Source organism: Pseudoalteromonas rhizosphaerae (assembly GCF_028885455.1).
GTDB classification, from domain to species: domain Bacteria; phylum Pseudomonadota; class Gammaproteobacteria; order Enterobacterales; family Alteromonadaceae; genus Pseudoalteromonas; species Pseudoalteromonas rhizosphaerae.
Genome location: NZ_CP118496.1, coordinates 22632 through 43667, shown reverse-complemented (window position 1 = coordinate 43667; position 21036 = coordinate 22632). Strand labels below are relative to the sequence as shown.

Below are 21036 nucleotides of genomic sequence, written 5' to 3'. Positions count from 1 at the left end.
ATTTTCCTTCGTTTGAGCAGGGAAGTTAGTTGATATTGCGCTCTTTTAATTTACGGGTCAATGTATTGCGGCCCCAGCCTATTTTTACTGCGGCTTCTTGTTTATGTCCTGCACAGTTTGCCAATGCGGTTTTAATTAGGCGGGTTTCTAATTGCGCTTGTACATTAGGCCAGATGTTTTCTTTACCTTGCTTAAGCTCTAGATTAAGCCATTGTTGAAAGGCATCAAGCCAATCACCCTCTTGTTGAGTCTCGTCAATTGCTAAGATCTCTGGAGGTAAGTCTTGCTCACTCACAAGCTCGCCGGGAGCCATAACGGTAAGCCAGCGGCAGGTGTTCTCTAGTTGACGAACATTGCCAGGCCAGTTGAACAAGCGTAGTAAGTCGGTGGCTTTTGAGCTGAGAATTTTGCTTTCGACTTGTAAGTCTTTGGCGCTTTTATGTAAAAAATGCTGTGCTAAGCGTTCAATGTCTTCGGTACGTTCACGCAGTGCAGGTAGGCGCAGGCGCACAACATTTAAGCGATGAAATAAATCGTCTCTGAATTTGCCTTGTTTTACTAAGTCTTCAAGGTTTTGGTGAGTCGCGGCAATGATCCGGACATCAACTTTAATACTTTGATGGCCACCAACACGGTAAAACTCACCATCAGCTAAAACACGCAGCAAACGGGTTTGTACATCCAGCGGCATATCACCAATCTCATCTAAGAATAGCGTACCGCCATTGGCTTGCTCAAAGCGACCTTTACGTACGCTATCAGCACCAGTAAAAGCGCCTTTTTCATGGCCAAATAGCTCTGATTCAACCAACTCTTTTGGAATAGCTGCCATGTTTAAGGCAATAAACTGGTTTTCTTTGCGTGGGCTGTGGTTATGTAAAGCACTGGCTACCAATTCTTTACCGGTACCAGATTCACCATTGATAAGTACGCTCATACTTGATGCTGACAGCTTACCTATTGCCCGAAATACTTCCTGCATGGCTGGCGCTTCGCCAATGATATGGGCACTTTTAGGTGGTGCGGGTTTACGTTTTACTTTTTTAGTTGAGTTAGCGCGACACGCGCTTTCTACTAACGCAACTGCTTCATTTAAATCAAATGGTTTGGCTAGGTATTCAAAAGCACCTTTTTGAAACGCATTTACCGCTGAATCTAAATCTGAATGCGCAGTCATGATGATCACTGGCAAGCCTGGGTTTTGTTCAGCGATCAGTTCTAATAATGCCATACCATCCATACCAGGCATACGTACATCAGACACCAGTACCGTAGGTTGGCTAAACTTTAATGCTGACAGCACGTCTTGTGCATTAGAAAAACTTTCAGCATTAAATCCTGCGCGAGTTAGTGCTTTTTCAAGTACAAAGCGAATAGATGCATCATCATCAACCAGCCAAACTGTTTTCATGCAAACTCCAAAAACCGATTAATCCGCAAAAGGCAGATATATATTAAACTCTGTATGACCTGGCCAGCTATCGCATTCTATATAGCCGTTGTGTTGATCGATCAAGGTTTGTGCAATCGAGAGACCTAAGCCAGAACCACCTTCTTTGTTGGTGATCATCGGGTAAAATAATGTCTCTTTGATGCTGGAATCGATACCTGGTCCGTCATCTGAAATTTGGATCAGCAGTGCCTTTTTAGGGGCTTTTCCGGGGCGACGTTGCTGGTGATTAATACGTGTTTTAATTTTTATCACGCCACCACCGACTAACGCTTGTTGTGCATTTCGAACGATGTTAAGTACTACTTGCTGAATTTTACCTTGGTCAATATAGACATCAGGTATACTTGGGTCGTAATCTTTTTCCAAGCTAATATTGGCGCAATTATCTAATGTACTTAGTTTAATTACAGACTCTAAGGTTTGATGAATATTACCGTATGACTTTTGTGGTAATTGATTCGGGCCCAGTAGCCTGTCAACAAGCTCTCGTAAGCGATCGGCTTGTTCAATAATTAATTCTGCACATTCATCCCGTTCTTGCTGATCAACCTCATACTGCAATAATTGCGCCGCTCCGCGAATTCCGCCTAAAGGATTTTTGATTTCATGAGCAAGCCCTCTAATTAGGTTACGTGCTGCTTGATATTGATGCATTTGATTAGAAGCTTGATCGTGGCGAATTTCATCATCAGTTTGGCGACACTCGAATAAAATAAAATACTCATTTTGTAACTTCACGCGACGCGAACTAATTGCCAGTTTGGCATGACGAGAATCAACAAAAACCACGTCAGCTCTGTGCTGGTGGCAATCTACACCATCTACCAAAGAGTATTGTGCAATGCGTTTAAGGTCAATGGAATGGTAATTAAAAAGACTGTCAAACGGTTGATTGAGAATACGTTTAGGGCCTAATCCTAACAGTTCACTGGCGCTATTATTAGCGTAAATAAGGGTGAATTGTTGATCAAGTAAGATCACTGCCGTTGACAGGTTTTGCCAAATGCTAGTTAGTAACTCAGGGTTAAAATTTTTATTATCGGGCATGGTTGCACCATTTTAGTGCGTTGATGATTATTAGCAGCTTAGCACAAATATTTTAAGTAAATTATGGTCTTTGATAGAAATACATGGTTTTTATAAAGACGATGCTCTATGCATATAAAATGTGCTCACTGGACTAACAGAGACAACAGAGCCTTGTGGGTCAAATAGCTTCAGTTGCAATGTGTGTTCGCCACGGTTTACCTCGCGCAGAGCAAAAGTACTGATATTGCTAGGTTCTGCGTACGGTGCGCCATCAACTAGTAGTTGAATTTTAAAACCATTCTCAAAGCGTGGTGTTATACGGCTAGTTACATACACTGAACCGGTATTTTCACGAACAGTGCCTTGATCGGCAGGGGAAGAAATAACCGCTTTATAGCTTTTCACAGCCGCTGGTTGCTGTTCATCTAAAATGCTTGTATCAACAGTCGGCATCGACAAACTTTGATTGGTGAGCTTGATTTCTTGCGCACCTGGTTTAGGAGTATCTGAAAATACTGATACGCCATTTTTATCTTTCCAAGAATAAATTTTCTTATCGCCAGAATAGCCATAAAAGCTGATTAAAATCAGAGTTACTAGTAATAAAAGCGTCTTTTTCACCTTGTCACCTTGCATTTTTTGCACTAATTAAACTTTAGTGGAGAATGGGAAAATTAGCCATAAAAAAAGCCCGCAGAACGGGCCTTGAGAACACACATATATTATCTATAAGATAATTTTTCTACAGCCTAATTAACAGCTGTAGTACATTTCGAACTCAACAGGGTGAGTCGTCATGTTAAGCTTTTCAACTTCTTTAGACTTAAGCGCAATGTAAGCATCGATTAAATCGTTAGTGAATACACCACCTTGATTTAAGAACTCACGGTCAGCATCTAGAGACGCAAGCGCTTCTTGTAGTGAAGTTGCAACTGTTGGGATTTCTGCTGCTTCTTCTGCTGGTAAGTCGTATAAATCTTTATCCATTGCATCGCCAGGGTGGATCTTGTTTTTGATACCATCAAGGCCAGCCATAAGCATTGCAGAGAAAGCAAGGTATGGGTTAGCTGTTGGATCTGGGAAGCGTACTTCGATACGACGACCTTTTTCTGATGGAACCACTGGGATACGGATTGATGCAGAACGGTTACGTGCAGAGTACGCAAGCATTACTGGCGCTTCAAAGCCTGGTACTAAACGTTTGTACGAGTTAGTAGACGCATTTGCAAAAGCATTGATTGCTTTAGCATGCTTGATAATACCACCGATGTAGTAAAGCGCTTCTTCAGAAAGACCGCCGTACTTGTCGCCTGCGAATAAGTTAACACCGTCTTTAGCTAAAGACTGGTGACAGTGCATACCAGAACCATTGTCACCAACGATTGGCTTAGGCATGAAGGTAGCTGTTTTGCCATATAAATGAGCCATGTTATGGATAACATATTTCATTTCTTGGATTTCATCCGCTTTTAATACCATAGTGTTAAAGCGAGTTGCGATTTCGTTTTGACCAGCTGTAGCCACTTCGTGGTGATGCGCTTCTACAACTTGACCTAGCTCTTCAAGAACTAAACACGTCGCTGAACGCCAATCTTGGAAATCATCAACTGGAGCAACAGGGAAATAACCACCTTTCACGCCTGGACGATGGCCAGTGTTGCCGCCTTCGTAGCTTTTATCTGAGTTCCAAGCTGCTTGCTTAGAATCAATTTTGTACATTGAACCTGACATATCAGTTTTGTATTTGATGTCATCAAATACGAAGAACTCTGGCTCAGGACCAAATAGCACGGTATCAGCAATACCAGTCGAACGCATGTACTCTTCAGCGCGCTTAGCAACTGAACGAGGATCACGCTCATAACCTTGTAATGTGCCAGGTTCAACAACATCACAACGTAAAATTAAAGTAGCTTCTTCTGTGAAAGGGTCTAATTTAGCAGACTCAGCAACAGGTAGTAATACCATGTCTGATTCATTAATGCCTTTCCAACCAGCAATTGAAGAACCGTCAAACATTTTGCCGTCTTCAAAGAAATCTTCATCTACTTGGTGATGAGGAATAGAAACATGTTGCTCTTTACCTTTGGTATCAGTAAAGCGTAAATCAACGAACTTAACGTCATTTTCTTTAATAAAATCTAAAACCGATTGTGACATGTGTCCTCCAACTGTTGGGTTTTATTTTGCTGCATAATTGCTTTTGCTTTTATAGTAAGCGGCTTTTATGCCATTTTTATAGTGCATTGTTTTTTAAGGTTAAAAAATAAGTTATACATCCAGCTGTTATATGTTTTGCACCATATTGGATCGGCTTGTGATCATTTTGGTGCGTCAGTGTGGTCACTTCTCTTTGGCGCTAAATTGTATAGATTATAAACACCAACATAAAGCTAACTTACTCACCAAATACTGCCAAATTATGACAATAATAGCTAGGAATGAGCAAAATAGTGACAAATTGAAAAATTAAATTAATTAAAATGTCATATATAAAACAGATACTTATTGCAAGTATAAAGAAAGTTTTGAAATATATATTGGATAAACTTTCATCCATGTCATTAATAAGGGATAATATGCGCCCTTTTAAATCCTATGCTGGGACATCTCGTGAAAACGCAGATGAGTGCGTAGATCTTGCAGGATCAATGAGAATTTAATTTCTCTGAGTAAAAATATGAGCATCGAAAAGTTAAGAAATATAGCGATTATCGCGCACGTTGACCACGGTAAAACAACATTGGTTGACAAACTACTTGAGCAATCAGGTACATTAGAAACACGCGGCGGTAACGAAGAGCGCGTGATGGACTCAAACGACATTGAGAAAGAACGTGGTATTACCATTTTGGCTAAAAACACAGCCATTTCATGGAATGACTACCATATCAATATCGTAGACACCCCTGGACACGCCGACTTTGGCGGTGAAGTTGAACGCGTACTTTCGATGGCTGACTCAGTATTACTACTTGTTGATGCTCAAGAAGGTCCAATGCCACAAACGCGTTTCGTTACGCAAAAAGCATTCGCGCAAGGCTTAAAGCCAATCGTTGTTATCAATAAAATTGATAAGCCAGGTGCACGTCCTGATTGGGTTATGGATCAAATCTTTGATTTATTCGACAACTTAGGCGCAACTGACGAACAGTTAGACTTTAAAGTAATCTATGCATCAGCAATCAACGGCTGGGCAACATTAGATTTAGATGAGCCATCAGACAACATGGAACCTATGTTCAAGATGATCGTTGACGAAGTATCACCACCGGATGCAGATCCTGAAGGTGACTTCCAAATGCAGATTTCGCAACTTGATTACAACTCATATGTTGGTGTAGTCGGTATCGGTCGTATCAAACGTGGTTCTGTTGCTCCTAACCAACAAGTTACTATTATCAGTGCTGATGGTACTAAACGTAATGGTAAAATTGGCGCAGTACAAAGCTACCTAGGCCTTGAGCGTATCGAAACTGATAGAGCTTACGCTGGTAACATCGTAACAGTAACAGGTATTGGTGAGCTTAAGATTTCTGATACAGTTTGTTTCCCTGGCAACGTTGAAGCATTACCACCACTAAGTGTTGATGAGCCAACTGTAACAATGACATTCTCTGTAAATAACTCACCTTTCTGCGGTAAAGAAGGTAAGTTTGTAACGTCACGTAATATCCGTGAGCGTTTAGACAAAGAATTAGTACACAACGTAGCACTTCGCGTTGAAGATACTGCTAGCCCAGATAGCTTCCGTGTATCTGGTCGTGGTGAATTACACCTAGGTATCTTAATCGAAAACATGCGTCGTGAAGGTTACGAGCTAGCTGTTTCTCGTCCAGAAGTAATCTTACGTACTGTTGATGGCGTTCTAGAAGAACCGTTTGAAACAGTAACAATTGACTGTCAAGATGAGCACCAAGGTTCTGTAATGGAGCAAATTGGTCTTCGTAAAGGCGAACTAACAAATATGACGCCAGATGGCAAAGGTCGTATGCGTTTAGACTTTATGATCCCAAGTCGTGGTTTAATCGGTTTCCAAACTGATTTCATGACGCTTACATCAGGTTCTGGTCTTATGTACCATACTTTCGACCATTACGGTCCGCACAAAGGTGGCGAGATCGGTGTTCGTAAGAACGGTGTAATGATTGCAAATGCAACAGGTAAAGCACTTACTAACGCATTATTCAACTTACAAGAACGTGGTCGCTTATTCATCGGTCACGGTGTTGAAGTATACGAAGGTATGGTTATCGGTATTCATAACCGTGATAACGACCTTACAGTTAACGCCCTTAAAGGCAAGCAGTTAACTAACGTACGTGCATCTGGTACTGATGAAGCGCAAACGCTTTCTCCGCACCTAAACTACTCACTTGAGCAAGCGCTTGAGTTCATCGATGATGACGAGCTAGTTGAAGTAACACCACTAAACATTCGTATCCGTAAGCGTCATCTTACAGAAAACGAACGTAAACGTGCTGGTCGTGCGCCTAAAGGATAATCACCTTATAAATTAAGCTGATTTTAAAAGCCGCTGTATTGCAAAATACAGCGGCTTTTTTGTGGGTGAAAACAAAAGAGCTGTAAGCGTTCAGCTGCCAGATTAGAACAGCGTAGTTGGTAAGCGTCTAGTACTTCGTCACACAAATTTTGACTAGTTGAGAGCACCGTAAGCTCTCTCTAGTTTTTCACGTGCTGAATCAACATTAAACATCCAATTTATACTGGCGCCTTCTTTATTTCGGCGCCATTCCCACGCCGTGAGCTCTGTCTTTAACTCTTCCATACTTGCTATGCGCCGATCTAAGCATTGCTTATTCATATTGCCAATTTCTATCTCGACCATATTCAACCAACTCGCATGTTTAGGTGTGTAATGGAACTCTATTTTATTTAAAATACGTCGTGCTTCTTGCGGTGAAAATGCTTTATATAACGCACCTTCCGTATGAGTCGATAAGTTATCTAGCACGACACGAATTTTATTCGCATGTGGGTAGTGTTCATCGACTAAGTCCTTCATACAGTGTGCAAAATCAACTTTCGTTTTCCTCTGTGTTGCTTTAACGTGTCGCCAACCCCGATGACGGTCAAAGAATACAAATAAGTTAGCCACGCCAACCCGTTTATATTCATAATCTAGGCGTTTTACCTGTCCCTTTTTCATCGGTTGTACTGGCCGTGTATCATCAACAAGTTGCTTCATCGCCTCATCAAAATTAATAATGGGATTGAGCTCATCCGCTGGCTCAGCATATAATTCAAGTACATGCTCCATTCTTGCAATATACTCAGCGTCCATTGTTGCCACACACCACATCTTTTTTTGCCATGGCTTTAACGCATTTTCTTTAAGGCGTCTACGAACCGTTTCATATGAAATACTGTCTAAATCCGTTAATGTTATTAATCGCTCGCCAAGTAACGCTAATGTCCATCGGCAGTGTCCTGTTGGCGGCTCAGAACAGGCTGTGGCTATTAAAGTTACTTCATCTTTCGCGGAGGTTTTTCTCATAGCACCACTTCGTGCACCTTCATTTAAAGCGGCTTCTAAACCGTCTTCGACAAACTGACGTTTGACTCGAAATACAGTTGAAGAGCTCACTTGAACCGCTTCACATATTTGATCTGTTGTATATCGACAACGGTCCGCTTTTAATAAAATGGCGGCTCGTTTGTACTTTCGAACATTGACCATGCCTTTTTTGCAGTAGTTAACTAATTCGCATTTTTCTTCTGCTGATAATTCAACAATATACTTTCGGTTCATAACAATATTAAATGAGTAAATATGAGTTAAAGGATCGTCAATTAGGATAAAAGTTCATTATGAATAAAGAAGAGTTGCCGTCGTTCACTGTGAAACAAGGGCAGTATTTGGCATTTATTTATTACTACACAAAAGTGAATGGTGTTGCACCTGCTGAAAATGATTTTGAGCGTTATTTTGGAACTGCATCATCAAGTGTTCATGCAATGATTTTAACGCTTAAAAAGAAAGGGTTCATCACTTCAACTGCTGGAAAAAGCCGAACGATAAAGCTATTGATAGGAATAAATCAGTTGCCTGAATTTAAGTAAGGCAACTGATCAGAACTTCTGTGAACGAGTACTAGCAAAGTGCACCTGCCAGTAACTCGTCAAACCGATTAAACTATTTCTGAATTTCAATTAGGAGATAGCCATGAGAAAAATGCGTAGCCTTGAGCAGTGGCGCAACATTATCGAAGAACAACAAGCCAGCGATTTAACTATTACTGAGTTTTGCCAGCAACATGCCTTATCAAAAACAAGCTTTTATGCGGCACGAAGTAAGCTTACTGCTGCATCTGGTAGTTTTGTTCGCGCAAAAGTTACTAAACACGTTGATCCCACTGAACAGCAACAGCCGATCATTCTTGCTATCGGTAACGTGAAAGTCAGCTTGCCATCCACAATGCCTGCCACTTATCTGAGTCAACTGTTACGCGAGCTTGCCTAATGAAAATGTTCGTTGAACCTGCACATATTTACCTCTATCGCGATGCCGTGGATTTTCGAAAATCCATTGATGGTCTGGTCGCACTGGTTGAAGGCGAGCTTGAACGTGATGCTTACACTGGTGCATTATTTTTGTTCTGCAATAAAGCGAAAGACAAACTCAAGCTGGTTTACTGGGATAAAACGGGGTTTGCTTTTTGGTACAAGCGGTTAGAAAAACAAAAGTTCAAATGGCCAAACAAAGCCAATCTGCAAGAATTTGAACTCAGTCCTCAGCAATTGGATTGGTTGTTGTCGGGATATGATGTGCTTGGTCATGAAGAGTTGCGGTATCAATCGATGCTCTAATCGATCATATTGGCAGTAAATGATCGTTGCCACACCGTCTGTTTTATCTTTGCGTCAAGCAAGAAAACACCGTCAAATTCTGTTAAATTGCGAACATGAAAATTGATGCACACTCACTTCCTGACGACCCAGAACAACTCAAGCGCATGTTGCTTGAGTTGCAACAGCATATGGATGAAAAGTTAGCTGAAAAAGACGCGCAAATTCACGAATTGCTACAAGCTTATAACGCGAAACTAGCCAAAGAGTACGCCAAGAAATCTGAAAAGATGCCGGGTGCAGGCGAAGTATTCAATGAAGCAGAAGATATTCTCGATGAACATGATAAAGCGCTATTGGCCACATCGGCCTCAGTAAAGAAAGAAAAAGCCAAACCGAAACGCCGGCCACTGCCAGCGCAGTTGCCGCGAATTGAGGTGGTTGTTGACCTCGAAGAGGGTGACAAAATGTGTGATTGCTGTCAAAGCCCCCTTCACAAAATGGGTGAAAGCAGCAGTGAAGCACTCGAGTTTGTGCCAGCGAATATCAAAGTAATCAAAACTATTCGTCCAAAATACACATGCCGTCACTGTGAGCGTGAAGGGATTGAAAGTGTGGTAAAAACCGCCCTCATGCCCGCAACAGCCATTCCAAAAAGTATTGCAACGCCCAGCCTGCTGAGCCAAATAATCATGTGTAAATACCAGTTTGGCTTACCGCTTTATCGCCAAGAAACATTGTTTGCCGATATCGGTATTGAGTTGAGCAGGCAAACCATGTCGAGCTGGATGCTACGCAGCGCTGAATTGTTGTCACCACTCTATCAGCGCTTAAAAGACGTGTTGCTATCTCAACCGGTTATTCACGGCGATGAAACCCCGTTAAACGTCATTAATGCAGATAAAGCAACCAGCTATATGTGGCTGTATTGTTGCGGCGATGATAAACCGAGTAAAGGCACCAATATTGTCTTGTTTGATTACCATAACAGTCGCGCAGGCCAATGTGCGGTTGATTTCCTTGATGGTTACGAAGGCTACATGCACGTTGACGGCTACAAGGCTTACGAGCAAACGAATGCAACACTGGTTGCGTGCTTAGCCCATATGCGCCGTAAATTCATCGAGGCCAAAGGCAATAATAAAAAAACCGTCAAAGCAGATGTAGCACTAAACCTTATTCGCAAGCTCTACGGTATTGAGCAAGCCATCAAAGGAAAAGCGGCCGATGAAAAATTCACCGTTAGGCAGCAAAAAGCCAAACCAATCGTTGATGAATTGTATCAATGGTTACTCAAACACAAAGACAAAATCCCTCCCCAAATGGCGCTAGGTAAAGCCATTAACTACGCGATAAATCAGTTTGAGAAATTCAGGCGTTACCTCGATGATGGCAGGCTCAGTATTGACAATAACCGTGCAGAGCGAGCTATAAAACCGTTCGTAATAGGGCGAAAAAACTGGTTGTTCTCAAATACCTGCAATGGTGCTCATGCCAGCGCTATACTTTATAGTCTTATTGAAACCGCAAAGGCAAATGACCTTGTGGTGCATGACTATATCTCTACTTGCTTACAGCGCCTTGCTGAGCAGCCAGATAACCTTGAGCCACTGCTACCTTGGAACATTAAGCAAAGCTAGGTGTCGTTAGCTATACGCTTACGGTTCAAGGTTAAAAAACAATCAAATAAAATGTGTAGAACCAGTTCCTAAAAAGAGTAATTCTACAACTTCAACAGCTTATTCAAAGGATCTAAACCCACAAGTTGCAGACAGAAAATCCTTTGAGTTTTTTAATACTTTCAGTCTAACTCTGTATCTAAATGTAAATCAAGGGATTTATATTTGTTGTTTTTTTGTTGTTGTAAAATACAAGAAATAACCCCGCGAGTTGTTGAAAAACCCAAATACAACGACTGTTTATATATGGCTATGTTGTAGTTAAGTGTGGCTAGGCGATAATTCATTTTATAAAGCCTCTTTTATCCATGTTTGATCTGAGAACTCCGTGTTATCTTCCATGGTTCTAAACCAACTCAGATAATTCTCAATATAGTCAGTACCTAATTCGTGTGAATCGCAATGTGGACAATGAGATATTGTTTCTTCATGGTCAGCAATGGCTTGATCCAGTTGGTTATTAGCAATATTAGATTCAAATTCATGACGGAGTTTTTTAGTTGGGAGTAGTTTAAGTTAATAACGTGACGTAATACATTTTGAAACTGCTTTGAAGCCATACAGCATCTGCCGTTGTTGGGTTTCAGTACATTAAGTATAGTTCACCAACAAATCTTGACTTCAGATATCAAAATTCTTAACTGTCCGCTTCACGCTTAATCCCGCCTCTCAGATCGTCACGGACAACTAATTAAATACCACTACATACGACTAAGTACCACTCATACCTTAGTTCTTAAGGAACATTGATCGCGTGACTTCCTATTTTAAAACGGCAAATGTCACTTTCTTTTTCAATGGATTGACGCTTACAATTTACCGCTAGTAGCTTTAGTACACGGTGTATCTTGTGGCTGCACCGTGTTTGCTCTATGCAATCCAAAACATCATCCAACCAAAGATAACTGCACTTGCTCGCTCTAAATGTCGAGATCGCACACTTAAATATCGTCGCTGCACTATGGCAGATAAAACGCTTGATAAGTGTTTGCAGTATGCTCAGCCAAACCAGCGATTCTGCAATGTGTGGGTCTCTTGTGATGAATCCCTTAAGGTTATTCCATGACTTTAGCTCTTTGAAAAGTAACTCGATTTGCCAACGAGTCGCGTATATATCGAGTAACTCATCAAAGTTAAACTGTGTTTCTTTTAAATTAGTAACAAGGAAAACAGGGCGCTTTTCATCGGGTAGATAAATAAGCCTGTACTCGGGTCCATTTTTCTTCCAGCGTACTGTTAACTCAAGTGGCTGACTAGCACGCTTTTTGAGCAAGGTTTTGAGTTTAATATGCTTTTCTTTAAGCTCTACGCCCGCGCAATAAGCAGATGTGACGGTTGGGTTGATGTTTTTATTCGCTCTGACCAAAAAGTAGCCGCCATCTTGAGATACTTGTTCAAAGTAATCTAAGTCAAAATACCCTGCATCAGCAAGTAATAACGTATCTTCAAGTGTGTGACTACCCGGTAAAAAGGCTCGCTCGGTTTCAACATCAGGACGGATATCTATTTCACAAGGCTGTTCGTTAAATAGGTCATAAGTAAGATGTAACTCAATTGCGGCAGGACTTATCGCAGTAAAGCGACCAGCAAAAACCTGCGCTAATTCATAATGTAGAGCAAATGAAGAGCCATCTTGCAATAACACTCGCTGTATTCCTCGCTGGGTAAAAAAGGTTTTATCCAGCGTGTTTACAGTCAATTTAGACATCGCTTGAATAACGAGTTCACGGACTAGCTCAGTCAAGGCTGGTTTTCGAATTTGATTATGAAAGGGTTTATAACTTATCGTGCAATTGGCCTGCGTTCGCAGGTTCTGATGGATATCTGACAAGTTAGCGTCTTGCAGGCAAGATAAGCTTTTGAACACAGCTTTGAGCAGAGAAACGATCGACAGGCAACGGTGTCGAACTTGAAATCCGGAGGTTTTTGCAAGCTCAATGAGGTGTTTTTCTGAGATAAGGGCTTTTAATTGATTTGAAACTTGGTTAATCTGCATGTGAACTCTGTTTTTGGTCATGTTTTTATTGGCGTAACTATTTGATCATTAACAGAGTTCAACTTCAAGTTTCTTAAGATCCAACCTATGAGTATTTGTTCAATTCCAGATTTTAATATTGTAATGACTTTAAATAGCTTTTAAGGCTAATATAAAATACGCCATTGATAAAAATGAAATAAAGTTGTTTCCATTTGTTTGTTAATAAATAACGGGTAACTCTAAAGGCTCGTTATGTACCTATAGTTTTATTTAAAGGAGTTTTATTTTGATTATTAGGGCTGCGGGGATAGATGATCTTGCACAATTACTTGAACTTGAGCAGTTTGTTGTAGATGCTGAAAGGCCCTATAATGCTTCTTTAAAGGAGGGAGCTGTATTTTATTATGATATAGAAAAGCTTATCTTATGCCCTGATTCACACCTATTAGTTGTTGAGGTAGAGAATGAAATTGTTGCCACTGGATACGCTCAAATAAGAGATTCTAAGTTATCGTTAGAGCACACAAAGCACGCTTATCTGGGTTTTATGTATGTATCTCCAAGCTACCGAGGTCAGAGTCTTAACTCTAAATTAATAATAGAATTAGTAAATTGGAGCAAGAGCCGAGGTATATTTGATTTTTATCTTGATGTATATGCAGAGAATGATTCAGCAATTAAAGCATACGAAAAAGTAGGTTTTAAACCCGCGCTACTAGAAATGAAGCTTTGTTTGGATCAGTTAAATACATAGTTAGTTTGACGTATACTCCAACCGACTCCACTTTCAAAACGAGTATTCTTTTAGATTCGCTAATAAACCAAGGTAACTAATGAAGTACAAAATTAGGGTTTTTGCTGCACTTTTCGTATGCTTTACGACAACAGCGACCGCCGAAAGTAACCCCGATGATTTTTTCAAGACTATATTAAATTAGGTGAGAGTTTAGATCCGAAAGTCGCGCAACCCTATGATGATGGGGCAAAAATACATGCGTATCGAGTTTATCCTCATGGTTTGGAAAGAAGTATGAGTTTTACTGGAGCTCAATGGAAACAGATTGTCCAGAAGATCATGCTATTAGCAAATGCAAATAATGATAAGAATACATTTTCTGAGATAAGAATCTCTAAAGTTGAGGGTGGCTATAAAATCAAAGCTAAAAGATACTCTGATAGCAAATGCTATACAGATACTAGCTACTACATGATCCTGAAGCGACAAGAGGGCAGTGAGTTGGCAATACTAGTGAAATCCATGGAGATCAAACCATTGTCAAATTGCTAAGTGCAAAATACGGTGGTAAGCAACTCGTCTGCAAAACATTTGAAAAAGATAAGAGCATGATAAATGAATTGAGTTGTCGGGATTAAATCCCCGACCTACACAAGATCTAACATCTAGTACCCGTTCACATAAGTTCTGATTAGTTCCCTTACTTAAATTCGGGCAACTGATTTATTCCAATTAATAATTTTATAGTTTGGCTTTTTCCTGCAGTTGAAGTGATGAGTATTTTCTTTTTAAGCGTTAAAATCATTGCATGAACACTCAATGATGCAGTCCCAAAACCACTTGTAGCAGGTGCAATACTATTCACTTTTGTGTAGTAATAAATGCCAAATACAGCCTTTTTTCACAGTAAACGACAGCAACTCTTCTTTATTGATAATGAAAATTTTATCCTAATTGACGATCCTTTAACTCATATTTACTCATTTAATATTGTTATGAACTGAAAGTATGCTATTGAATTATAATAAAAATTAGATCTAGTAACCTACTGCAAAAAAGGCATGGTTAATGTTCGAAAGTACAAACGAGCCGCTATTTAATTAAAAGCTGACCGTTGTCGATATACAACAGAGCAAATATGTTAGGCGATTCAAGTTAGTTCTTCAACTGCATTTCGGGTCAAACGTCAGTGTGTCGAAGAGAGTTTAGACGCTGTTTTAAATGAAGATGCACGAAATTGTGCTATGAGAAAAATATCTGCGAAGGAGGAAGCAACTTTAATAGCCACAGCCTGTACTGAGCAGCCAACGGGATATTGCCGATGGACATTAGCGTCATTAGGTGAGCGATTAATTACATTAACGGATTGGCGTGGATAACTTATTTGTATTTTTTGACCGTCGTCGAGGTTGGCGGCATGTTAAAGCAACATAGGAGAAAACGAAGGTTGATTGTGCTCATTATATGAACGACTTAGTCGATGAACAGTATCCACATGCGAATAAAATTCGTGTAGTGCTAGATAACTATCGACTGATACTGAAGGTGTGTTATTTAAAGCATTTTCACCTCAAGATGCGCGACGTATTTTAAATAAAATAGAGTTCCATTACACACCAAAACATGCGAGCTGGTTGAATATGGTCGAGATAGAAATTGGCAATATGAATAAGCAATGCTTAGATCTTCGCATAGCAAGTACGGAAGAGTTGAAGGCAGATCTCGCGGCGTGGGAATGGCGCCGAAATACAAAAGGCAGTGGTATAAATTAGATTTCTAATATTAATTCTGCACGTGAAAAACTAGAGAGAGCTTACGATGCTCTCAACTAGTCAAAATTTGTGTGATGAAGTACTAAAACCTTGGCTATTTCCAAAGATCAGGATCTTCTTCTGGACGGGAATCTTTTCTGTCTAATACCTGCGAAAAGCGATTAGCAAAGATACCTAAGTAGCCCCAAGCGGCGAAGAATAGTGCGATGGCTAAAATTACTAAGCCGATGATTTGTAAGCTGTAGTGGCTATAATAGCCGAGGGTGATTAATATCACGGCTAGCACAAACAGTGCTAAGCCGCGTAAAAAGCGCTTTAAACTGAGCTTAGGCTCTGAACCTAAGCGATATATCAGCGGCTTTAGCATGACTGCCTACTATTAATAGTAAGAATGATCGCCAGCTTTGTGATCAGTAATATCAGCAACACCGGTGATTTCATCGAACTTAGCAATCATTTCTTTTTCAATGCCTTCTTTTAGTGTGACATCGATCATAGAACAACCATTACAGCCACCGCCAAATTGAAGAACAGCAATACCTTCAGCAGTTACTTCTACAAGGCTTACTTGGCCGCCATGGTTAGCAAGCTGAGGGTTAACCTCTGTTTCTAACATGTGTTGAATACGTTCGTTAAGTCCTGCGTCATCACCGATTTTACGGGCTTTAGCATTGGGGGCTTTAAGTGTTAACTGAGTGCCCATTTTGTCGGTAACGAAGTCAATTTCAGCTTCTTCTAAAAATGGCGCGCTTTCTGTGTCAACTACAGCATCAAAGCCGTTAAAAGGAAGACGAATATCGGTGGCTTCTACTGCATCTTCAGGGCAGTAAGATACACCACATTCCGCTTGTGATGTGCCAGGGTTAACAACAAATACGCGAATATTTGTTTTTTCAGCTTGGTCAGCTAATAATTTTGCAAAATGCGATTGTGCGGTTTCGGAAATAGAAATCATAAAACAACTATACTTGACTAAATTACTCGGATACTGGTTATCATACTCCGCTCATCGCGTTGTCGCCAGTGTTGAGCGTAAAAATTTGGCATCTATTTTAAGCAATGGTAGCGTGCAAACATTGATCATTTACTGAGTGTTTTCTATGCGTTTGATAATAACAATCTTTACACTATTGCTAAGCTTTTCTTGTTTAGCACAACCGCTTTCATATTATTTCAATGATGATGTGAAATTTGATCCAACTATTCCCACTCCAGAGCAGGTTTTAGGCTATGAAGTCGGGCAGTGGCACGTACGTCATGATCAACTCGTTCGTTATATGGAAATATTGGCACAAAAAAGTGACCGTATTAATTTTGAAGTCATTGGTCGTACCCATGAGCAGCGCCCGCTCGTTATGCTAACTATCACCGCAGCTGATAAGTTGGCGAATGTGGAGCAAACACGTAAGGCGCACTTGGCGCGTTTAGCCGATCCAGAAAAAGCCAAAGAAACCGATCAGCCAGCGGTCGTTTGGATGGGTTATAGCGTTCATGGCAATGAATCTTCTGGTAGTAATTCAGCCTTGCTAGTGGCTTATTATTTAGCTGCGGCGCAAGGTAAAGAAATTGATACGCTATTAAATAACACGGTTATTTTACTCGATCCTTCATTAAACCCCGATGGTTTAGCACGCTTTGCGAATTGGGCGAATAGTAATCGCGGTATGAACTTATCGTCTGATCCACAAACTCGGGAGCATATTGAAAGCTGGCCAAGTAGCCGTACTAACCATTACTGGTTTGATTTAAATCGTGATTGGTTGCTGCTACAACACCCTGAATCTCGTGCTCGTATTGCTAAGTTTCATTACTGGAAACCCAATATTCTTACTGATTTCCATGAAATGGGTCCCAATAGCACTTTTTTCTTTCAGCCAGGTATTCCATCACGTAAGCACCCGATCACCCCTGATGAAAATGTCAGTCTCACGAAGGCAATAGGTAACTATCATGCTAAAACATTGGATGAACACAACGCGTTATATTTTACCGAAGAAAGCTTTGATGATTTTTACTATGGCAAAGGTTCAACTTATCCAGATGTAAATGGTGGTGTGGGTATTTTATTTGAGCAAGCAAGTTCTCGTGGTCATCTGCAAGAAACCATAAATGGACCGCTGAGTTTTGCATTTACGATTAAAAACCAGCTGCTTACGAGCCTATCTACATTTCAGGCTGCGATAGATAATCGCCAAGCATTACTCGATTACCAAGCTAGTTTTTACAATAATGCTATAGAGCTTGCTAATGATGAAGATTATAAAGGTTATGTAGTGCAAGGCGGTGCAGATACAACACGTAGCGCACTTTTTTTAGATTTATTGAAACAGCATCAGATCAAAGCTTATCCACTGAATAAAGCAGTAAAAGCGGATGGTAAGAATTTTTCTGCGAAAAGTTATTTTGTGCCATTAGCCCAGCCGCAATATCGCTTAGTTAAAGCCATTTTTAGTGAGCAAAAGCGTTTTGTTGATAACACTTTTTATGATGTATCCGGTTGGACGTTAGCCCACGCTTTTAACTTGGAGTTTGCAGCAATCAAAAGTGGCTGGGGCTTAGACGTTAGTAAAAATGCATGGCAACAGCCTGAAAAACCACAATTTGCTGCGTTAGATGCACAGTATGCGTTTGGCTTTAAATGGGATAATTATTTAGCTCCGAAAATGCTTAATAAATTATTACAGCAAGGTGTGCAAGCTCGTGTGGCGCTCAGCCCGTTATCAGCTAAATCGCTTGCAAGTACACAGGAGTTTGCTGCGGGTAGTATTATTATTCCTGCTGGGATTCAAAAAAATCCGCAATGGGTGTCGTTATTAAATAGTGCACAAAATGAGTTTGGTATTGCGATTACGCCTATTACTTCTGGCTTAACGGCAAAGGGTGTCGATTTAGGCTCGCGGACGTTAACGGTAGTTAAAGCGCCGAAAGTATTACTCGTTGGTGGCCAAGGGACTAGTCAATATGAAGTAGGTGAAGTGTGGTATTACTTAGATCGCTTTGTTGGTGTGGCACCTACCATTGTGGAAATGGAACGTTTTGGTGATCTTGAACTTAGTGATTACAGTCACATTGTTTTGGCTCATGGAAATTACAATAAGCTTTCAGATGCTGACAAAATAGCAATTAAAACTTGGGTACGTAAAGGTGGAGTTATTTGGGGCCACAAAGGTGGGGCTAAGTTTTTAGTCGATCAACAACTATTAAAAACCAGTTATTTATCACGCCGAGATGTTGCCAGCGCCTTCAAAACGGATGGCTTAAACTATGGTGATAAAGATCATCTAGCTGGGCGTCAACGTATTGCTGGAGCGATATTTAATACTAAAGCCGATTTAACGCACCCACTTACTTTTTCATTACAGCGTGACACCTTACCAGTATTTAAAAATAGTACTTGGTTACTTGAAATGTCGGCTGCACCATTTGTAAATGTGTTGCAGTATACGCAAAAGCCATTACTAGCTGGCTTTACCGATGATGTGAATGTTGAGCAAGTAGCGGGAGCGGCTGGTTTAGTGGCACATTCGTATGGTCGTGGCAGTGTGATTGGTATGACAGATGATCCGATATTTAGGGGCTATTGGTACGGCACCAGTCGTTTATTGAGCAATGCATTGTTTTTTGGTCACACATTTAGAGCGAATGCCGATTAATTAATTAGCTTAAGTATTAATGTCCTAATGGTGTTAAGCAGGTTACAAATGCCCAAACTTGCTTAGCACCAGCCTTTTTAAGGGCGACGGTAGCTGCATTAAGAGTTGCTCCTGTTGTCATCACATCATCAATGATAGCAACTGTTTTTCCGCTCATATCGGTATTACATATAAATGCGCCATGTAAGTTTTTTACTCGTTTAGCTTTGCTAAGTGATGACTGTGCTTGGGTTTTCTTTGTACGCTGTAAACTCTGAGAATCAATATTTTCATTTACTAAACATGGCAACCAGCATTGTGATACTTGGTTAAAGCCTCGCTTTAAAAAACGCTGCTGATGTAGAGGTAAAATAATAAATAAATCTGGCCATATTTCGCTATTTTTTTTACTAACAGTCAGTTGTTGGCTAATAATTAACGACAATGCGTTTTTATAATGAATCTGGTTACTAAATTTAAGTTGCGTGAGCCAACCATCAAAAGGGGGACGATACCACGCGCAAGCGAACAGGTAATCGAATTGGCAATCAGGAAATAACTCAACCACATCTGGGCGATACAGTAAATTAGCATGTGTGGTTATATCTAATAGCGGCAAATCAGCTAAACAATGTTCGCATAAACTATGTTTGGTACGGATAATACTTTGGCATTGCACACAAAAAGAAGGAAAAAACCAATCGCCCAGCTGTTGAAAACATTGATGAAAAGCAGTCATTGCATTCATTCCCTCAAACGCTATTATGAGCGCTAAGTTTGGAGCAAGGTTATAAAAAATGCAAAATGAGCTGGTGTTATTACATGGTTGGGGGATGAATCAAGGCGTATGGCAGTTGATCTTGCCGGAGCTTCAATTTATGCATAACGATACAGTACGCAGTGTTGATTTACCCGGTTACGGTAATAATCAAACATCGCCAAAGCCGTATACTTTGCATGCCGCTGCATTACAATTAAGCAATCAATTACAGCCAAACACTACCTTAATGGGCTGGTCTTTAGGTGGTTTATTTGCTCTTTATATTGCAAAGCACTGGCCTGAAAAAGTCGCGAAAGTGATATTAGTTGCTGCAACTCCATTATTTGCTGAAGGCGATGATTGGCCAGGAATAAAAGCAAATGTATTAGCTGCATTTAAAGAGCAGTTAGTCACTCATCGCGAGAAAACCATCGATCGCTTTTTGGCAATACAGGCGATGGGCAGTGAAAATGCCCGAGATGATATTAAACAACTTAAACAGTTACTCAATGAATTTCCGGCTCCACAAGAGTGTGCATTAACTGCTGGTTTGGATATTTTACAGCAAGATGATTTACGCGATACTTTTGCCTGTTGTCCAGTGCCAATCCGTGCTGTATTTGGCCGTTTAGATGCATTGGTACCGTATCGCGCAGTAATCAAAATGAAAGTTTTAAAACACGATTTTGAGTATGAAGTGATCGATAAGGCGTCACACGCACCTTTTATATCCCATAAAAAAGAGTTTTTATCTGCCGTCAAATCAATGCTTTGAAAAGTAACTTTACGGTGGTTTGAAAAACTCTGCAGTAAAGCTTTATTTTGACTGTTTTATGAGCGATAATTAACCAATATATCATTGGTGGAGGTGTTGTATGCCAATCGGATCTGTGTTTAATAACGGTGTTGAAGGTTTTAATCGTGCCAGTCAGGGTATAGAGAAAGCCAGCGCAGAAATAAATCGCGCCAGCATTGAGCAACAAGACGACGCCCAGCTTGCCCAACAGCGCCAGCTGCAAGCTGCTCGTCCGGAAGAAGCGGTTACCGCTCCTGTTTCACAACCACCACGTATTGATGAAGCCTTGGTCAATTTAAAGGTCGAAGAGTTTAATGCCAAAGCCAATACGCAATCAATTCAAACCGCAGACGAAGTGCTGGGGACTTTGATTGATATTCGTGTTTAATTT

General features: G+C 40.5%; 21 protein-coding genes. 12 read left to right on the top strand and 9 right to left on the bottom strand.

The features are described from left to right. Positions 1-25: 25 nt before the first annotated feature. The 4 genes from ntrC to glnA all read right to left on the bottom strand — a co-directional run bounded on the left by ntrC (position 26) and on the right by glnA (position 4642). On the bottom strand, positions 26-1411 hold the full coding sequence (gene ntrC / locus PVK79_RS00220) for a nitrogen regulation protein NR(I) (protein ID WP_145237940.1): 1386 nt from the start codon (positions 1409-1411) through the stop codon (positions 26-28). 18 nt (positions 1412-1429) lie between these two features. Continuing rightward, positions 1430-2500 carry a nitrogen regulation protein NR(II) gene (glnL, locus tag PVK79_RS00215; RefSeq protein WP_145237942.1) on the bottom strand — a complete coding sequence of 357 codons (1071 nt, stop codon included), beginning with the start codon at positions 2498-2500 and terminating at the stop codon, positions 1430-1432. A gap of 90 nt (positions 2501-2590) precedes the next feature. After that, positions 2591-3103 carry a DUF4124 domain-containing protein gene (locus PVK79_RS00210; RefSeq protein ID WP_246175485.1) on the bottom strand — a complete coding sequence of 171 codons (513 nt, stop codon included), beginning with the start codon at positions 3101-3103 and terminating at the stop codon, positions 2591-2593. 132 nt (positions 3104-3235) lie between these two features. Then, the gene (glnA, locus tag PVK79_RS00205) at positions 3236-4642 is read right to left on the bottom strand and encodes a glutamate--ammonia ligase (RefSeq protein WP_145237945.1); all 1407 of its coding nucleotides are present in this window, start codon (positions 4640-4642) and stop codon (positions 3236-3238) included. A gap of 520 nt (positions 4643-5162) precedes the next feature. Between glnA and typA the strand changes: the two genes are divergently transcribed. After that, positions 5163-6986 carry a translational GTPase TypA gene (gene typA / locus PVK79_RS00200; protein WP_257325099.1) on the top strand — a complete coding sequence of 608 codons (1824 nt, stop codon included), beginning with the start codon at positions 5163-5165 and terminating at the stop codon, positions 6984-6986. Between the two features lie 153 nt (positions 6987-7139). Here the strand turns inward: typA and PVK79_RS00195 are convergent, their stop codons facing one another. Beyond that, positions 7140-8255 carry an IS630 family transposase gene (locus PVK79_RS00195; protein ID WP_257324033.1) on the bottom strand — a complete coding sequence of 372 codons (1116 nt, stop codon included), beginning with the start codon at positions 8253-8255 and terminating at the stop codon, positions 7140-7142. A 59-nt stretch (positions 8256-8314) separates the two neighbouring features. Between PVK79_RS00195 and PVK79_RS00190 the strand changes: the two genes are divergently transcribed. The 4 genes from PVK79_RS00190 to tnpC all read left to right on the top strand — a co-directional run bounded on the left by PVK79_RS00190 (position 8315) and on the right by tnpC (position 10932). Further along, complete coding sequence (locus PVK79_RS00190; RefSeq protein WP_149983453.1) at positions 8315-8566, top strand: LexA family protein; 252 nt, start codon at positions 8315-8317, stop codon at positions 8564-8566. 103 nt (positions 8567-8669) lie between these two features. Beyond that, a complete protein-coding gene (tnpA, locus tag PVK79_RS00185) occupies positions 8670-8966 on the top strand; it encodes an IS66 family insertion sequence element accessory protein TnpA (protein ID WP_182762792.1) in 297 nt (98 codons plus the stop codon). Continuing rightward, positions 8966-9313, top strand: a complete 348-nt coding sequence (gene tnpB, locus PVK79_RS00180) for an IS66 family insertion sequence element accessory protein TnpB (protein ID WP_257324457.1) — start codon at positions 8966-8968, stop codon at positions 9311-9313. The genes tnpA and tnpB overlap by 1 nt, the downstream gene beginning before the upstream one ends. A 95-nt stretch (positions 9314-9408) precedes the next feature. Next, positions 9409-10932: an IS66 family transposase gene (gene tnpC / locus PVK79_RS00175; RefSeq protein WP_257324456.1), complete on the top strand. Its 1524-nt coding sequence runs from the start codon at positions 9409-9411 to the stop codon at positions 10930-10932. Between the two features lie 775 nt (positions 10933-11707). On the opposite strand, the gene PVK79_RS00170 is transcribed toward tnpC, so the two are convergent. Next, positions 11708-12967, bottom strand: coding sequence for an IS4 family transposase (locus PVK79_RS00170; RefSeq protein ID WP_257324454.1), 1260 nt, complete (start codon positions 12965-12967; stop codon positions 11708-11710). A 268-nt stretch (positions 12968-13235) separates the two neighbouring features. Between PVK79_RS00170 and PVK79_RS00165 the strand changes: the two genes are divergently transcribed. The 4 genes from PVK79_RS00165 to PVK79_RS00150 all read left to right on the top strand — a co-directional run bounded on the left by PVK79_RS00165 (position 13236) and on the right by PVK79_RS00150 (position 15457). After that, positions 13236-13703 carry a GNAT family N-acetyltransferase gene (locus tag PVK79_RS00165; protein ID WP_257324452.1) on the top strand — a complete coding sequence of 156 codons (468 nt, stop codon included), beginning with the start codon at positions 13236-13238 and terminating at the stop codon, positions 13701-13703. 276 nt (positions 13704-13979) lie between these two features. Continuing rightward, positions 13980-14237 (top strand): hypothetical protein, encoded by a 258-nt coding sequence (locus tag PVK79_RS00160; RefSeq protein ID WP_257324446.1) that lies wholly within the window; start codon positions 13980-13982, stop codon positions 14235-14237. A gap of 692 nt (positions 14238-14929) precedes the next feature. Continuing rightward, positions 14930-15064, top strand: a complete 135-nt coding sequence (locus PVK79_RS00155; protein WP_257324444.1) for a hypothetical protein — start codon at positions 14930-14932, stop codon at positions 15062-15064. A gap of 168 nt (positions 15065-15232) precedes the next feature. After that, positions 15233-15457 carry a transposase gene (locus PVK79_RS00150; protein ID WP_257324442.1) on the top strand — a complete coding sequence of 75 codons (225 nt, stop codon included), beginning with the start codon at positions 15233-15235 and terminating at the stop codon, positions 15455-15457. A gap of 94 nt (positions 15458-15551) precedes the next feature. Here the strand turns inward: PVK79_RS00150 and PVK79_RS00145 are convergent, their stop codons facing one another. Both PVK79_RS00145 and nfuA read right to left on the bottom strand, forming a co-directional pair. Then, positions 15552-15824: a hypothetical protein gene (locus PVK79_RS00145; protein WP_145242551.1), complete on the bottom strand. Its 273-nt coding sequence runs from the start codon at positions 15822-15824 to the stop codon at positions 15552-15554. A 12-nt stretch (positions 15825-15836) separates the two neighbouring features. Next, positions 15837-16412, bottom strand: coding sequence for a Fe-S biogenesis protein NfuA (gene nfuA / locus PVK79_RS00140; protein ID WP_145242549.1), 576 nt, complete (start codon positions 16410-16412; stop codon positions 15837-15839). A 145-nt stretch (positions 16413-16557) separates the two neighbouring features. Between nfuA and PVK79_RS00135 the strand changes: the two genes are divergently transcribed. Then, the gene (locus tag PVK79_RS00135) at positions 16558-19110 is read left to right on the top strand and encodes a M14 metallopeptidase family protein (protein ID WP_257325098.1); all 2553 of its coding nucleotides are present in this window, start codon (positions 16558-16560) and stop codon (positions 19108-19110) included. A gap of 16 nt (positions 19111-19126) precedes the next feature. On the opposite strand, the gene PVK79_RS00130 is transcribed toward PVK79_RS00135, so the two are convergent. Then, the gene (locus tag PVK79_RS00130) at positions 19127-19828 is read right to left on the bottom strand and encodes a ComF family protein (RefSeq protein ID WP_145242545.1); all 702 of its coding nucleotides are present in this window, start codon (positions 19826-19828) and stop codon (positions 19127-19129) included. Positions 19829-19886: 58 nt separating this feature from the next. Between PVK79_RS00130 and bioH the strand changes: the two genes are divergently transcribed. Continuing rightward, complete coding sequence (gene bioH / locus PVK79_RS00125) at positions 19887-20624, top strand: pimeloyl-ACP methyl ester esterase BioH (protein ID WP_257325095.1); 738 nt, start codon at positions 19887-19889, stop codon at positions 20622-20624. 100 nt (positions 20625-20724) lie between these two features. Beyond that, the gene (locus tag PVK79_RS00120; RefSeq protein WP_145242541.1) at positions 20725-21033 is read left to right on the top strand and encodes a hypothetical protein; all 309 of its coding nucleotides are present in this window, start codon (positions 20725-20727) and stop codon (positions 21031-21033) included. Positions 21034-21036: the final 3 nt, after the last annotated feature.

Bases quoted from the DNA above. Each gene is read 5' to 3' on its own strand.
- nfuA (WP_145242549.1), bottom strand. From the start codon at position 16,412: ATGATTTCTATTTCCGAAACCGCACAATCGCATTTTGCAAAATTATTA.
- PVK79_RS00135 (WP_257325098.1), top strand. From the start codon at position 16,558: ATGCGTTTGATAATAACAATCTTTACACTATTGCTAAGCTTTTCTTGT.
- PVK79_RS00195 (WP_257324033.1), bottom strand. From the start codon at position 8,255: ATGAACCGAAAGTATATTGTTGAATTATCAGCAGAAGAAAAATGCGAA.
- glnL (WP_145237942.1), bottom strand. From the start codon at position 2,500: ATGCCCGATAATAAAAATTTTAACCCTGAGTTACTAACTAGCATTTGG.
- PVK79_RS00160 (WP_257324446.1), top strand. From the start codon at position 13,980: ATGAGTTTTACTGGAGCTCAATGGAAACAGATTGTCCAGAAGATCATG.
- bioH (WP_257325095.1), top strand. From the start codon at position 19,887: ATGCAAAATGAGCTGGTGTTATTACATGGTTGGGGGATGAATCAAGGC.
- PVK79_RS00170 (WP_257324454.1), bottom strand. From the start codon at position 12,967: ATGCAGATTAACCAAGTTTCAAATCAATTAAAAGCCCTTATCTCAGAA.
- tnpB (WP_257324457.1), top strand. From the start codon at position 8,966: ATGAAAATGTTCGTTGAACCTGCACATATTTACCTCTATCGCGATGCC.
- glnA (WP_145237945.1), bottom strand. From the start codon at position 4,642: ATGTCACAATCGGTTTTAGATTTTATTAAAGAAAATGACGTTAAGTTC.
- tnpA (WP_182762792.1), top strand. From the start codon at position 8,670: ATGAGAAAAATGCGTAGCCTTGAGCAGTGGCGCAACATTATCGAAGAA.
- PVK79_RS00120 (WP_145242541.1), top strand. From the start codon at position 20,725: ATGCCAATCGGATCTGTGTTTAATAACGGTGTTGAAGGTTTTAATCGT.
- tnpC (WP_257324456.1), top strand. From the start codon at position 9,409: ATGAAAATTGATGCACACTCACTTCCTGACGACCCAGAACAACTCAAG.
- PVK79_RS00190 (WP_149983453.1), top strand. From the start codon at position 8,315: ATGAATAAAGAAGAGTTGCCGTCGTTCACTGTGAAACAAGGGCAGTAT.
- PVK79_RS00145 (WP_145242551.1), bottom strand. From the start codon at position 15,824: ATGCTAAAGCCGCTGATATATCGCTTAGGTTCAGAGCCTAAGCTCAGT.
- ntrC (WP_145237940.1), bottom strand. From the start codon at position 1,411: ATGAAAACAGTTTGGCTGGTTGATGATGATGCATCTATTCGCTTTGTA.
- PVK79_RS00155 (WP_257324444.1), top strand. From the start codon at position 14,930: ATGAGAAAAATATCTGCGAAGGAGGAAGCAACTTTAATAGCCACAGCC.
- PVK79_RS00130 (WP_145242545.1), bottom strand. From the start codon at position 19,828: ATGACTGCTTTTCATCAATGTTTTCAACAGCTGGGCGATTGGTTTTTT.
- typA (WP_257325099.1), top strand. From the start codon at position 5,163: ATGAGCATCGAAAAGTTAAGAAATATAGCGATTATCGCGCACGTTGAC.